This window comes from Streptomyces sp. NPDC017056, from assembly GCF_044332485.1.
GTDB lineage: Bacteria > Actinomycetota > Actinomycetes > Streptomycetales > Streptomycetaceae > Streptomyces.
Genome location: NZ_JBIRPD010000025.1, coordinates 133,617 through 147,383 on the forward strand (window position 1 = coordinate 133,617; position 13,767 = coordinate 147,383).

The 13,767-nt window shown below is 68.9% G+C and carries 9 protein-coding genes and 2 pseudogenes; 4 read left to right on the forward strand and 7 right to left on the reverse strand.

Annotation, left to right across the window (positions count from 1 at the left end):
* Positions 1-134 precede the first annotated feature (134 nt).
* Positions 135-446, forward strand: a pseudogene (locus ACH4OW_RS34155) (GDP-mannose 4,6-dehydratase); the annotation flags it as partial.
* Positions 447-469: 23 nt separating this feature from the next.
* On the opposite strand, the gene ACH4OW_RS34160 reads toward ACH4OW_RS34155, so the two are convergent.
* Positions 470-958 carry a hypothetical protein gene (locus ACH4OW_RS34160; RefSeq protein ID WP_398031886.1) on the reverse strand — a complete coding sequence of 163 codons (489 nt, stop codon included), beginning with the start codon at positions 956-958 and terminating at the stop codon, positions 470-472.
* A gap of 357 nt (positions 959-1,315) precedes the next feature.
* Between ACH4OW_RS34160 and ACH4OW_RS34165 the strand changes: the two genes are divergently transcribed.
* Positions 1,316-2,239, forward strand: coding sequence for an endo-beta-N-acetylglucosaminidase H (locus tag ACH4OW_RS34165; RefSeq protein ID WP_398031889.1), 924 nt, complete (start codon positions 1,316-1,318; stop codon positions 2,237-2,239).
* 685 nt (positions 2,240-2,924) lie between these two features.
* On the opposite strand, the gene ACH4OW_RS34170 is transcribed toward ACH4OW_RS34165, so the two are convergent.
* The gene (locus tag ACH4OW_RS34170) at positions 2,925-3,515 is read right to left on the reverse strand and encodes a lytic polysaccharide monooxygenase (RefSeq protein WP_031000625.1); all 591 of its coding nucleotides are present in this window, start codon (positions 3,513-3,515) and stop codon (positions 2,925-2,927) included.
* A 1,051-nt stretch (positions 3,516-4,566) separates the two neighbouring features.
* Between ACH4OW_RS34170 and ACH4OW_RS34175 the strand changes: the two genes are divergently transcribed.
* Positions 4,567-4,800: a hypothetical protein gene (locus ACH4OW_RS34175; protein ID WP_398031892.1), complete on the forward strand. Its 234-nt coding sequence runs from the start codon at positions 4,567-4,569 to the stop codon at positions 4,798-4,800.
* A 326-nt stretch (positions 4,801-5,126) separates the two neighbouring features.
* Here the strand turns inward: ACH4OW_RS34175 and ACH4OW_RS34180 are convergent.
* From ACH4OW_RS34180 to ACH4OW_RS34190, 3 genes and pseudogenes are all read right to left on the reverse strand, one after another.
* Positions 5,127-5,571: pseudogene (locus ACH4OW_RS34180) on the reverse strand (IS5 family transposase); the annotation flags it as partial.
* Between the two features lie 463 nt (positions 5,572-6,034).
* Complete coding sequence (locus ACH4OW_RS34185; RefSeq protein ID WP_398031894.1) at positions 6,035-7,342, reverse strand: SUKH-4 family immunity protein; 1,308 nt, start codon at positions 7,340-7,342, stop codon at positions 6,035-6,037.
* A gap of 97 nt (positions 7,343-7,439) precedes the next feature.
* Positions 7,440-8,357: a DUF6891 domain-containing protein gene (locus ACH4OW_RS34190; RefSeq protein WP_398031897.1), complete on the reverse strand. Its 918-nt coding sequence runs from the start codon at positions 8,355-8,357 to the stop codon at positions 7,440-7,442.
* A 1,189-nt stretch (positions 8,358-9,546) separates the two neighbouring features.
* Between ACH4OW_RS34190 and ACH4OW_RS34195 the strand changes: the two genes are divergently transcribed.
* Positions 9,547-9,972 (forward strand): hypothetical protein, encoded by a 426-nt coding sequence (locus ACH4OW_RS34195; protein WP_398031900.1) that lies wholly within the window; start codon positions 9,547-9,549, stop codon positions 9,970-9,972.
* A 1,113-nt stretch (positions 9,973-11,085) separates the two neighbouring features.
* On the opposite strand, the gene ACH4OW_RS34200 is transcribed toward ACH4OW_RS34195, so the two are convergent.
* Together ACH4OW_RS34200 and ACH4OW_RS34205 are read right to left on the reverse strand one after the other, a co-directional pair.
* A complete protein-coding gene (locus ACH4OW_RS34200; RefSeq protein ID WP_398031902.1) occupies positions 11,086-12,468 on the reverse strand; it encodes a hypothetical protein in 1,383 nt (460 codons plus the stop codon).
* Between the two features lie 335 nt (positions 12,469-12,803).
* Positions 12,804-13,322, reverse strand: a complete 519-nt coding sequence (locus ACH4OW_RS34205; RefSeq protein ID WP_398031904.1) for a hypothetical protein — start codon at positions 13,320-13,322, stop codon at positions 12,804-12,806.
* Between the last annotated feature and the right edge of the window lie 445 nt (positions 13,323-13,767).

Consider the following 13,767-nt stretch of genomic DNA (forward strand, 5'->3'; position numbering starts at 1 on the left):
ACGCCGCTGCCGCCGGATCTGCCTCCAGCTCGCTCGGCTCCGCCAGCGCGAGGGGCTGCTGGCGGGCGGCCTCGATGTCGGTGTTCGTCGGCTATCGGCTGGCTTGGTGATCACAGCGAGATACGGGTCCCGTCATGACAGCGCGCATCCCGGTGACCGGCGGTGCCAGTCTCATCGGGTCCCACTACGTCCGTACGCTACTGGGTCCGCAGGGGCCCCGGGACGTTTCGGTGACCGTGCTGGACCAGCCCACCTATGCCGGGAAACATCGCCAATCTGGACGCGGTGCGCGGGCATGAGGCATTCGGCTTCGTGCGGGGCGATATCTGCGACACGGAGCTTGTCGTGTGGCTGAAGGCCACCACGACCAGGTGGTGTATGTCGCGGCCGAGTCCCAGGTGGACCGCGCCATCGACGGCGGTGCGGAGTTCGCCCTCACCCGGGTCCGTCAGAGACCGCTTTCTGCACGTTACTGCTGCTGAGCGCGGCGGCGCAGGATCGCGTCGTACACGTCTTCGTCGATGTAGCCATGGACCAGCGCGTCGTGCACCTCGTCGAAGGCGCCCGGCACCGTCAGTGCGGCTCCGTCGTCGGGCAGTCCGTCGGTGAGTGCGCCGGCCGGGACGTAGGGCCAGGTGGCCAGCGCCTCGACGATGGTGGCCCGGTCGATCTCGCCGGCCGCGTAGCGCATGGCGACGTGCAGCGGGCTGCGGCCGGCGCGCCCTTCCACAAGGGGCACAAGCGCCCGGGCCTTGGCGATCAGGGCGCCGACGGCGACATGGGAGATGCCCATTTTCGCGCCGATGTCGCGGTGGGAGGCGCCGGCGTCGGCCGCGGCCAGGGCCGCCAGAGCAGTGCGCTCGTGGGCGAGCGCGGCGCGAGCTTTGTTGGCGATGCGCACCGCCAGTTCGGCGTTGCGGGCCTGGCCGACTGTCTCGAGGGCCTGCTCAGGAACCATGGAAACCTCCTTGGTAACCTCTACCTACCAGGACCGGTAAGTAAAGGTTACCGGACCGGGTGCGCAGCGTAAAAGCGCCTGCTCCCCGTCCTCTGCGACATGACCGCGCAAGGGTCGCGCCGAAGCCGGACACCGGGTGCGCTGGGCATAGTCGTCGACGCTCCGCCCGCGGCCGAAGCCACGTCGGCCCCGGCGACCCCGGCACGTCAACCTTCCGCATCGTCGGCGACCTCGTCGACGTTCACACGGCTACGGGCCTCTTCCGGAACAACTGGACGGGGTGTAGAACTCGCAGGGCTCACCCGGCGCTGTCGAACAGGTCGGGCGCCGGCCCCTACGACGGGAGACCGATCCCTCATGTTGAATCTGGTACGGCACAGAGCGCGGACGGCCGCGCTCGCGCTCTCGGCCATCGCGGCCCTCGCCTTCGGTGCGACCGCCCCGGCCGGCGCGGCAGCAACCCCCGGTCCCGCCCCCAAGAAGCAGGGACCGACCTCGGTGGCCTACGTCGAGGTGAACGACCACAGCATGCTCAACGTGGGCAAGTACACCCTCGCCAATGGGGGTGGCAATGCCTTCGACGTCGCCGTGATCTTCGCAGCGAACATCAACTACAACACGGACACGAAGACGGCATACCTGCACTTCAACGAGAACGTGCAACGCGTCCTTGACAACGTTGCCACCGAGGTGCGGCCATTGCAGCGGAAGGGCATCAAGGTCGTCCTCTCGGTGCTCGGCAACCACCAGGGCGCGGGCTTCGCCAACTTCCCGTCGCAGCAGGCGGCTTCGGCATTCGCGAAACAGCTGTCGGACGCCGTGTCCAAGTACGGCCTGGACGGCATCGACTTCGACGACGAGTACGCCAAGTACGGCACCAACGGCACCGGCCGGCCCAACAGCAGCTCGTTCGTGCACTTGGTGACGGCGCTGCGCGCGAACATGCCGGGCAAGATCATCAGCCTCTACAACATCGGCCCGTCCGCCTCGCGTCTCTCCTACGGCGGCATCGACGTCTCCTCCAAGTTCGACTACGCCTGGAACCCGTACTACGGCACCTGGCAGGTCCCCGGCATCGCACTGCCCAAGTCGAAACTCTCGCCGGCGGCTGTCGAGATCGGCGGGACCTCGCAGGGCACGGCCGCCGGCCTCGCCCGCCGCACCGTCCGCGAAGGGTACGGCGTGTACCTCACGTACAACCTCGACGGCACCGACCGCAGCGCCGACGTCTCCGCGTTCACCAGGGAGCTGTACGGCAGCGACGCCGTATACGCGCCGTAAGGGGCCGTACGCCTCGGCGTACGGTGCCCCCTGCGGGGGGAAGGGGCGTGACCGCCGCGACGAGCCCCGCTACGGCCAGCTCGGGATACGGCGCGTTCAGGCGCGCGCCGGGGCCGCATCACTGCTGGGCGCAGGGTCGCCACCGGCAGGTCGCCGAGTCCCGATCGGCATGGTCCCGGCCGCAGTGAGCCGGTCAGACGTGCAGGTGGCGTTGGCGGACGGTGACCGGGCCTCGCCAGCGGGTACGGACGGCGGATGCGTTGTCCGGCTGCTCCGCGAAGCCACCGACAACGGCGACTTCGCCTACTACGCCACCATCACCGCCGCCGTGGCCGACCTGTCACAACCGGCCGGCTCTGTCATCCAGCGTGGCCCCTGCACGCGGGACGCCGGCGCGGCTGGTGACGTCGTGGCCCTCCCCCGTGCCAGGCCCGGATGGGGGTCACTCGTCAGCGGCTGTACCAGGGCATCGTTTCGGTTGTGGCGAAGTTCGCGTCCCGCTGGTCGGTGCTCACCGGCCGCCTTCGGGAGGCCGGCGCTAGATCGCTGCGACGGGCGAGCTGCCCATGATCAAAGGGCTGTGCCCGGGCCGGTAGCCGGCCCGGGCACAGGTCCCGGTGTTCGTCTGCCTGGCCGTGGAGGGCGCAGAGGCAGGGCGGGATGTGCGGCCCGAACCGGGGGCGCGTCAGAAGCGCACGTCGGAGCAGGCGTAGAAGGCGTTGCCGGTGTCGGCGATGGTCCAGACGCCGAGGATGAGGTGTCGGCCGGTCTTCTGGGGCAGGACGCCGGCGTGGGTGACCGTGGAGCCGGGCAGGCGGCCGCCGAAGGGCACCGTGAGGAAGGGCTGCGGGTCCAGGTCGGCCCTGGTCAGGGGCTTGGTGGGGTCCCAGCCGTCCTTGGTGATGTAGTAGCGGAAGTCGGTGGTGGCGTGGCGGGCGGTGATCCGCCAGGTGAAGTTGTGGCTCTGGCCCGCGGTCAGCTTGGTGGCCGGCCAGTTCCCGCCCCGCGGGTCGTCCAGTTCGGAGAAGCGCCCGATGCCGCCCGCGCAGATGCGCCCGTCGGCGGGCCCGCGCGCGGGGAAGCCCTTGGGCCCCTCCACGCTCGGCGGCTCCCACTGGATCTGCCCGCAGTTTCGGACGGTGCCGTTGCCGCACAGCTGCTGGCGACTGACGGGCGAGTCGGTGTAGCCGTGACCCTGCGCGCTGCCGCTGGTGGCGAGCAGGGCCGTTCCGGCGAGGCCGAGGCCGAGGAGTAATGAGGTGAGTTTCCTGCGCATGGCGTGCTCCCGTGGTCTGAGGGTGCGGAGGGGGCGGACGCGCACCTCGGATGCACTGCCGGGCGAACGGCGAGGACGAGGCGGCAGTGCAGAAACAACCGGAGGACACACGTCCGATGCGGTCTAGACCAAGTCCGAGGCTAGCCCGACAGTTTAAGCATGTCCATATCAACGGCGAACGTCGAAGCACACGGGGACCCTGGCCACCGCGGTCCCTTACAGAACCCCACCGCTGGCCCCCTGTCCGCTCCCTCCACGCCCGTCCACCGGGCGGGCCCGCGGCCCCCTGGCAGGGTCGGTAGAGCACCGCTGGAGATCCCAGGCGACCTGTACACGGGCGTTCAGGCGCCTCCCACAAGAGCCGCGTGCCGGAAACCCACACTCTGGGGGACTCGTCGGTGTGAAGCGAGAACGGTCGATGCCGAGGCGCGGGCGCGGGTCAGCACCTGATCAAGGAACTCGGCGTCAGCGGCGGGACGGCGAGGGCGTCGTCGAAGGCCGGCAGCGCGGCCGGCGGCCGCGGTGGCGAGCAGGGTGCGACGGCGCATGGGCCTCCTCGGCAGCACGCGGCCCGGCGGCCACGGTAGTGGCAGCCGTGGGTGAACCCGCGGCTAATCCAAGGGAAGTCGCGAGCAAGGAGGACGGCACACCGACCATCTGTGCGGCACGGCGGGTCAGGACAAGGTCGCCGACGCGGACGGCGCGTTCCAGACAGGAAACGGTTGCGACCGAGCAGCCCAGTCGATCCCCGAGGCTTGCGAGCGTCCAGCGCCGGTGACGCCGCCCCATCCGCACCAGGGCACCGGGCCGGTGCCGGACGGCCACCTCACGGGCCTGGTGACTGCTCCAGAACGGATCGTGGGGCCTGGCGCCCTCCCACCGCACGCAGGACGGGGCCTTCCACGGTACGGATGGAATCGCCCGGCGGCGACGACTTTTGCACACCCTGCAAACCGCTTGCATCTCTTGCACGGATGGACGACGCGCCCAGGGCCGCGCGGTGTGCTCGCAGCGGTGCCCCGACCGAGCGGGGCCTGATACGGGAGGCCACATGGCAACCGTCCTCGAACTCCAGACGGTATCCGCAGCCTCGGCGGCCGGTGCGTCGCGCGATGTACGCGCCGCGGTACCGGCCGCGCTGTTCACCAAGCAGATCGGCCTGCTAATGCGGGACTACCCGTACGACTCGATGATGGCCGCACGCGTGCTCGACCAACTGGCCACTGACAGCGTGGCTGAAGTGCCTGCAAGGCCAGGGAGTCGGGAGAAGCATCGGCGGTGCTGATCCACACTCCTGCTGGAGGGGCCCACAGACGCTTCCCGATGCGACGTCACCCGCCTCACTCACGGGTTTGCCGGAGAGCCTGAAGGGCGGCTTTACCACTCCTTCGTTCCGCTCGTTATGCGTACTGGTAGCCGGGGCGATCGCGCAGACCGGGCGGCGCACGGTCACCGGCATGCTGAGCGCGCCGGGCCTGGCCCGGCTGTGGCCGCACGACCGTGTCCACCACTTCTTCTTCCGCGCTTCCTGGGCCCGGAGTTGGTGGGGATCGCGCTCTCTCATCTCATCGCCCGCCTGCTGGTTCCCAAAGGGGCGCCGCTGGTCGCAGCGCTCGCGAGGTGGATCTTGCTCGTCAGCCCGCCCCGCGACCTTTCGAGTCCCTCGTCGGGGCGGTTCCGGCGAGGGGTGATCCTTTTTCGGTGTCCGTGGTGCCTTCCGGCGGGCTCCGGCGGCGTGCTGGTGGGCGCGGCACGATGTCGAGTCGCCGCCCACCATGCTCCAGTCGATCCGGCCCGCGGCATCAGCCTCGGCCTGGACGGCGTGGAGGATCCGGCCCCTACCGTCGGCGCACCAGCGTCGGTGTCGTTCGTAGACCGACTTCCACCTGCCGGCACGATCCGGAAGGTCACGCCAGGGGATCCCCGTCCGCTCCCGGAAGAGAATCCCGTTGATCACCTTCCGGTGACCGGACCACCGTCCTCCCCGCCGCCCTCCCACCGGCAGATGCGGCTCCAGACGGCGCCACTCCTCGTTCGTCAGATCACTCCACCCCATGACCAACTACACGGCCACAGAACCTGAAACACTCATGATCCGCCGGACAGACCTTAGCCGTCACGGTCAGCGCCGCCCCTGCCCATACGTCGCTATGACCGGCGATTACCAGGCTGCGGAGTCTGAAGCTGCCTGAAACAGCGTGAGCCTCATAAGGTCGAATGTCCCTACAGGCCGGCTCTCGTGGAAGTGAGCAAAAACCGGCATAGCGAAGCACTAGGTCAGCCCCTGGGCTCTCCTCGCAGGCGGGGCAGAACTGTTCTCGTCTTGGCTGGATGCGGTGCTGATTCAGGTGGTGCGGCCGGCTGCGAGGACGATCATGGGGGTGGCCTGGTGCTGCCAGACGATGAGGTAGGTCGCGAAGCAGCCGCCCGGAGGTCCCCGGCCCCAGCTAGGCCAGGAACGCCTCATGCATCTTTGTCTGTCCCCTCCGGCGTAGCAGCCGCGAGCGCTGAGCGGATGTCTAGTAGCCGTGTGGACCCAATTCGGTCACGCCTGCGAAGAGGTGTTCCCAGAGCGCGCCGCTGTGGGTGTCGGGGTCGAACAGGTCTGGAGCGAGGTCGTCCATCTCCATGAGGAGCATCTGTCCCATATCGGGCTCGTCAGGGTACGGGTACCAGCAGGCGTTCATGTACCGGCGTACCGCCTCCAGACAGCGGGTGAAGAGGTCGAGGTCAGGTGCGAGTTCGACCATGACATCGTCCGGGGCACCCAGGTCGTCAGCTGACGCGCAGATGTGCACGGTGCCTTCGCGGCGGTGCAGGTAGATGTCACCGCTCTCGCATGTACCGAGCTCCAGCAGGTCGGCGGCTTGCAGCCCTTCCGGCAGTCGGATTGCCTGCAGCGCTCCGTGGCTCAGTGCTGTCACTTCCCCGGCGGGCCGCGGCTCGAACGTGATTGATCCGCAGGACCACCATGACGGCAGGCCGATGTCGGTCAAGTGAGCGCGGCTTGGGGCGTGTTCGAGCGCGGCGGGCAGTTCGCTCACCGGTATGCGCTGGACTATATAGGGCGCGAACGCCTCGTCGACGCGCGGGGCAGTGAGCGGCTCCTCCGCGGACGTGGCAAGCGGTGCTGCCTTCCCCGGACTGCCACCCTCTGCCGAGGCATGGTTCATCTGTCCGCGCGGCCAGTCGCGCAGGACAGCCGGGTCGGTGGCGAGCAGGGCCAGGCCGTGTGCGTCCTCCACCAGGTAGCGCGTCCGGCCGTTCTCGGCGGGTATCGGGGTCGCGGTCCCCCAGCTGTGCGGAGCGTGCAGCTGCCACGCGTCCAGGTACTCCACGGACTCATCCCGCAGCTGCGAGCGGTCGGTCGGCTCTGTGGTGCCCTTGGCGGGGGCTGGTATTGGCTGGCCTGTCTCCAGGTCAAGCCAGGTGCTCTCCCAAGGCCCTTGCACCCTCAGCGCCTCGCGTCCATTTTGTACATGAAGCAGGACCTCATCGCTTTCGCTGAGGTTCGGGTGCGCCATGCACTGCCCCACCGGGCGCCACCACGCCCAGATCGCCCGCCACGGCATCCCCGGCTCGGCCGCCGCCACCTGCTCGGCGTACACGTCGTGTCCGAGCACCTTCGCCGCGAAGTGCAACCAGGACGCGAACTCGGCACGCGGCACCTCCTGCCCGCCGAACAGCGCCTCGGCCTGCTGAAACGCCTCTCGCCCCACGCTGTCCGTACCGTCGCCGGCGGCGATATGCGCACGCACCGCTGCCCGATCGGCGCCCAACAGCCGTACCGGATCATCCAGCAGACCGTCCACCTCTTCTGCGTTCATGCGGATAATCCTGCCAGCCGGCTCTGGCCTCTGACCAAGCAGATCGACGAGGTCCGGTGCCTGGGAGACACAGTGCGCGGGCCTGGGCCGGCGTTCTCTAACCGATCAGGCGTCGGCGCCAGTCCAGCGGCGCGATGGTCACGGCACGGCCCGGGTCACCGTCCCACTCGGCACGCAGGCCGACGGTTTCGAGGGCGGCTACGACCTCCTGGCCGATGGCCGCGGTGGTCCCGGGGGAGCCGTCGAAGCCCCCGTAGAGGAGCGACAGTCCGTGGCCGGCAGCGGCGGAGGCCGTGCACTGAGCGTGGAAGTAGACGAAGCCACGGGCCCCGGGGCTGGCCTCGCCACCGATCTGGGACTGGCCGCAGCTGAGGCAGCAGGTGAAATTTTCGCGAGTGGTGATACCAGCCTTCTGCAAGGCATCGAAGGCGCGCGTGAGCCGCTCAGGGTCGGTCTCGCCCTGCCAGGTGGCCTGTTCCGCCACCCGCTGCAGCCACATCCTGTCGGCCAGCGCCTGGGCCTGCTCGCGCGAGACAGGCCGGCGGCCCTCGGTGGTCAGGCAATCCTCGGCGAACTCGGCCAGGGAGGCGCGAGAGGCGTACCCGCCGACCAGCACCTCACGGACACGCCTTTCCAGCTCCTCACGCTCGCCCTCTGCAAGATCGAGCGGCGGCACCTCTCGGGTGGGATTCACATCCAGCGGTGACCATGGCAGGCCAGCGTCCCAACCCGCCTGTTGGCGGGCCCATCCGGACAGCGCGTCAATCACGGCCCCCGGCCGGTCGGCCGTTGCTTGGAAGTGGCGTTCGGGGCTGCCGTCGCGGTGTTCCAGCGTGTAGTCGCCACCGGCCTCGTGCCAGACCTGGACGAAGAGATCAGGCAGGTCGGGTATCCGCTGCACCACCAGGAAGCGGTCCCCGTCGCCGCCAATTCGCCGGATCAGCCTGGTCAGCTCTTCGGCGGCCACGCGAACGTACCGCTCCCCGGTTTCCGTCTCCACCACGACTTCGAGCATATGCATACCCTGACACACCCCAGCCCGGCAGGCGGTTCGTCATCGAGGTCAAACGCCGCAAGACCAATGTCAACCGCGAACTCGTGGAACGCGGCTACCTCGCGCAGGCTGCCAACTACACAACTATCAGTCCCTCGTTCGGAATGCTTCTGGTCGGCGACTACAGCAACCGCCGGGCCGGCTACTCCGACTTCGACGACCGAGTCGAGTATGGCCTCCCTCCGCACCTACAACCACCACCGCTGCTACACCGCACTTCAAGGCCACCCGCCCCATCAACCGCGTGAACACCGTTACGGGGCAATACCCCTAGTCACGAGGGCAGGAGAGGCGGCAGGGAGGCACTGCGCCCGCCGGGTCGTGTCGGCCGGCCAATGGCTCGCACCCGGTCCTCTGGTCGGACTGGTTCTGACACTGCCTGGGCTGGCCTCAGTGCACAGCAGCCAGCCAAAATCGGAGCGAGCGTGCGACGGGCGTCTGCTGTGGCAGTGATCGGCGCGTGACACCCTGAGCGCGGTGGCATCGCCCTGGGTTGGGTGTGCATCGTTCACCCGACCTCGCAGTGGCGGCCCGCTCACCCTCGCCCTTTGCCTTCTGCGGTGTCGTGCAGCGCTGTGTGACCGTCCGCCGGAGGCTGGGGTGGTGGGGTTATGAGAGGTCGTCGAATTTCCACGGGGGCGGTTGTTCTTGTGTCGGGTCCCCTGCCGTAGGGCTGGTCATTGGGTTGTGCCCGGTCAGGGCCAGGAAGGAAGAGGTGGCCCATCCTGCTGGATCAACACCAGCCTCGCCTCGCTGAAGACGCCCATCGTCAAGGCCCTCGCCGAAGCCGCACTGTCCACGCCCTCGTCGGAATGGCAGAACAACTTCCTGCGGTAGCCGGACGGCCCGCCTGATGTCGCCCTGGCAGTGCGGGCCAGCACCGCCGAAACCGACGCCGACCTGTACGCCACAGTGGCTGTGGGCACCAGACCAGCGGGTGCTACGCCGCCCGCTACTCGATAGCTGGCGCGATCTTTGTAGGCGAGGTGGCGCAATGCACTACGTAGATCGTTAAAAACCTCGCGGGCAACCACCTTCTGACGTAGCGTCGGCGACGGCAGGCAAAGCTGTTGAGCGGATCCAGCTCGGCGGTGGTACCGGCTCGCAACTCGAAGAATCAGCAAGAGGTACGTATGAGTGGGGGAAGGCTATGACCAGAACGAAGACGACCGGTTTGAAGGCGCGGGGCGGTCGTGTGGCCGTCATCGGTGCACTGGGTCTGGCCTCGGTGGCTCTGGCCGCCGCGCCGGCGTTCGCCAAGGGCGATACCGAAGTCACGGCGCCGTCCACGGCGCAGGTCGGCGAGACCTTCACGGTCTCAGCACTAGGGGACCACGACGCCGCCCTCTACGTGCGGGCATGCCTCGAAAGCCGCAGCGGCGCACAGGCGTGGCACCAGGTGACCTGCGGTGACGTGGTCTGGACGGGCACCGGCTCAAAGGCCACGGCGCACGTCAAGGCCGCGCACCGCGGCACCCAGCAGTACCGCGCGGTGGTCTACGGCCTGTCCGACCCGACCGACCGTCACCCCGAACGCTTGCAAACCTCTGACCCGGTGACGGTCAACATCCGCTGAGTCTGGCAGCGCGGCCGCCGACAGCACCACCATGGCACAGGCCCCGGGAACGCCACGACTGACCCCGAGGCCCGTGCCGTGCCCGCGAACCAGGTGAGGACGACGGCGCGCCGGCCCATCGGTGCAGGGCGGCTTCGATGCCTGTGACGGCCGCCAGGCTGGGGCGGACGGGCATTGTCAGTCGGCGGAGCGCGGCGCCGAGCAGCGCAGGCGGCCTGCGCTCCGCCCTCGGGTCCATCACCGTGCGTGGACGGCGCTTTCCGCGTGCTTCTTCGCCAGGTTCAAGGTCGCGGTACTGGTACGGCCCAGGGCCTGGCGCACGTACGTGCGGGCCTGCGTGATGCCTGCGTCTTCCCGGGCATTTGCGCGATGGCCTTCTCCCGGAGTACCTCCTGTGCTGCGAGGTGACGGTGTCACCGGTTTCGTCCGGCACGATCGACCACTCGCCGGGGTGCGCGGACACCAGCGTCGGCGTCGTCGTCTGCTTGTAGACGACGCGTCCCGCATGCGGGAAACACGCTCGTACTGACGCGGTGGTGTGCCGGTCCGCCTGCCGTCCGCGTATGCAAGCCGTCACCCGCACCGCCCGTTCGTCCTCGACCAGGTCAGGTTTGGGGTGATCGACGTGCGAGCGTCCTCCTCTTCGCCGGTGGTACGGGGAAGAAACCTAAGGCGGCGGGCGAGCGTCCGATCACCATCTGCAGGGCTTTGCGTTGGCGTGCCTGAGGCCACGGAGTCTCTCCGGACAGCCAGCGAAAGACGGGCCGGTCGCTGACTCGGCCGTGCCGGCCAGCTCCGCCCGGGTTGAGAGCAAGTCAACTTGTCAGGGGGCGGTGGGATGAGCGGGCCTAGTTTCGACGGTTCGACGTCTACAGTTGGCCGGGTGCGCGCGGGCCGTGACTGGCGACCTCCAGCGTTGGTATACCGCGCTGCTTGAGGACAGCGGATCCGGAACTCGGCCGAAGCCGTTCTCGGTGAAGCCGACCGGTGTCTGGCAGGACGGCCGCGAGCCACCATGGCCGGTGTGCAGTACCTCGCCACCCGGCTCGTGCGGGCACTGTACGAGCGCCTCGACCGCCTGGGCATTCAAAGCGGCCCGCGTCCGGCACCGTCTCACCCCGACGGCGGAGGCATGTGAGGCGCCAGGCCCGCCGGGCTCGGCGCATCATGGGTCTGGCCGGTTCTGCCATCGCGGCCGTCTTCGACGTTTGTGATGGCTTCGCTGCCCAGGGTGAGGAGGGCCTGATCAAGGCTGGGGTCGCCGGGCAGCGGGCACACTTGCGTGTCACACAACACGACGGGGGCTCCCCGTTTCTCGGCGTGCTCGGCCACCATGTCGACGGCGGCGGCCTTGAGTTCTACCAGGTAGACCTCCGGATCAATCGCATCGAGTTCGGCACGCAGCCGGTTGCGGTCGGCGAGGGCACTGCTGGCGTGGACGACACGGGCGCCGTAGGTGGTGCTCAGGTACTCGACCATGCCGGGCAGGGCAGAGGTGGCTGCGGTGGTGAAGAACGCGACGCGGCGTCCGCAGATGTCCGAGGTCGGCCTCGGACGGAGGGTGGCTGCGATCAGTGGCACGTCACGGACCTGCCCGATCGCCTTGCGCAGCGGCCGCACATCGAGGTGTGGATCCGCCAGCGTGAGGATCACCAGGTCGGACACGAGCACCCGGTAGGTGCCGAGGTAGCCGAGCACACGGTCGGGGCACTGACTGCCTCCGACCACCAGAATCCGCCGTCGCGCCTGCACGGGGGGCAGCACGGTGCCGCTGCCCTCGAACAGGACCAGATCCGGCGAGAGCCGGGCGGCGAGTGCGGCGGCCGCCTCGATGTTCGAGGTGAACGGCGTGGCCGCGAAACCGCCGCCGCAGCGCCGCGCCCCTACCGTGGGCACCTTGGCGAACACCGCGTCTTCGATGTAGTCCGACGCGGCGTGCCGCCCTGAGCGGGACAGTTCCAGCAGGCGGGCCAGGTCCGGAGAGGTGGTCATCACCACGGGTTCGGCGGGGCCGCCCCGTCCCATCGCGACGATCACAATCTTCCACCTGTCCGCCAGCAACCGTGCGGTGTGCCCGCTGACCGCGGTCTTGCCGATCCTCTTGCCCGTGCCGGCAATGCTGATCGCCGGGACGTCGAACGCCGCCGGACGGGGTGGCGCGAAATAGAAATCCGCCCCGGCATACCCGATGCCGCACGCCATCGCGTAGGCCGCGTACTGCATGCGCTCCCGCCCGCCGACCACGGGCTCGTCCAACAGGTCCACCAGCACCTCGGCTCCGCAGGCCGCCACCGCGTGCGCCAGGTTTCCCGACACGAGCGGCACACCGAAGTTGGGTGCCCCACGCAGCTTCTCCGTTCCCCCTACGAGCAGGGCACCGACGACCTGGCACGGCAACAGGCGCAGCGCCTCCCGGACCACGTCCGGGTAATGCTCACCGTCGACCAGGACGAGCGCCTTCTTGCCCGTCAGCGGTGCAACGTATCCGCCGATCACTCGGCCTCCTCGCTCCGTGGAACGCCGTAGGCGCACACCGCCGCGGCATTCCGTGCCGCCGCCCGTCGCCGCAGACCCATCGGCCGAAGCGCCGCCGACCGTATTGGCCGGCACCCGTAACGTTCAGGATCGCAAAGCGCCCGGCGCCCGCCACCTGCCAGGGCCAAAGGAGTTCCCCGGCGTCCAGCAGCGGAGCGAAGGCGGCCTCACGGCAGCCCGCCCGGGCTCAGCCGAGGAGCGGATCGGCGCAGTGGTGGGCGCGGCGTTCGCACAGCAGGCATCACGGGCTGGGACGGAGTGGGCCGCGACCGCGGTGATGGTGGCCGTGCCGCCGGTCAACGGTGGGAAGCGCGGTGCTGCGAAGGCCGGTCGGGGTCGGGCCAGCCGTACGCCAGACGCTGGGCTTCGGCCGTAACCTCGGCATCGAGCTGGGCCAACGTCCTGTCCCCGTACCCGATGATGTCGTACTCGTCATCGAGCTCGGCGAGACGCTCGGCCAGGGGCAGTTCATGACCGAACCGCTGGTGGGCACGCAAGGCAAGCTCCCGCGGCGTCAGCCTGCCCGCGAGCAGCTGGTGCGCAAGCGCCCGCACGGCAGCGTCCTGGCCGGCCTCGCTGCCGCGCGGGTAGAACGCAAGGCCCAGCTCACCGAGGACGGCGGGCAGCAGGTCCGGTACGTCGTACTCCGCCTCGGCACGTGTGCATCCGGCCAGCATGCGGAGTGCGGGGCTGTCGAGTCCGGCAACGAGTGCTGCGCAGGCGGCCTCGACGACATCGTGCGCACGGACCTCGCCACTACTCCAGAGAACAGCAAGATCCTGCAGGTCATCGGCTGCGGCTTCGATCGACGTCACCTCCATATGATCTCTGCACGAGGTGATCCCGTCGAGCAGGTTTCGGTCGAGACGCCGTCTACGCTGAGGGATGATTCTCTTAAGTGTCACCGGCCCACTACCAGGGTGCGCCCCCAAGGACCGATCACACCAGCTCTGTTCCCGCCTTGCTTTCCCGTCCGGATAGTTACGGCACCCGGTCCGTCGGCCGATGTCTGTTGTTCGGAACATGCCTGCGTCCGGCTGAAGCCGTGCAGTAGCGACCGCACTCCCGGCTTTCGACGACTCACTGTTTGGTGTCCCTACCTCTGCGACCTCTGCGCGCGCAGTATTGTCTTAGCCTTTCGGCGAGGCAGGGTCCGGAAATGTGGAAAGCCCCGCACCATACGGTGCGGGGCTCCCCACATTCACAATTTGTTCGGCGGCGTCCTACTCTCCCACAGGGTCCCCCCTGCAGTACCATCGG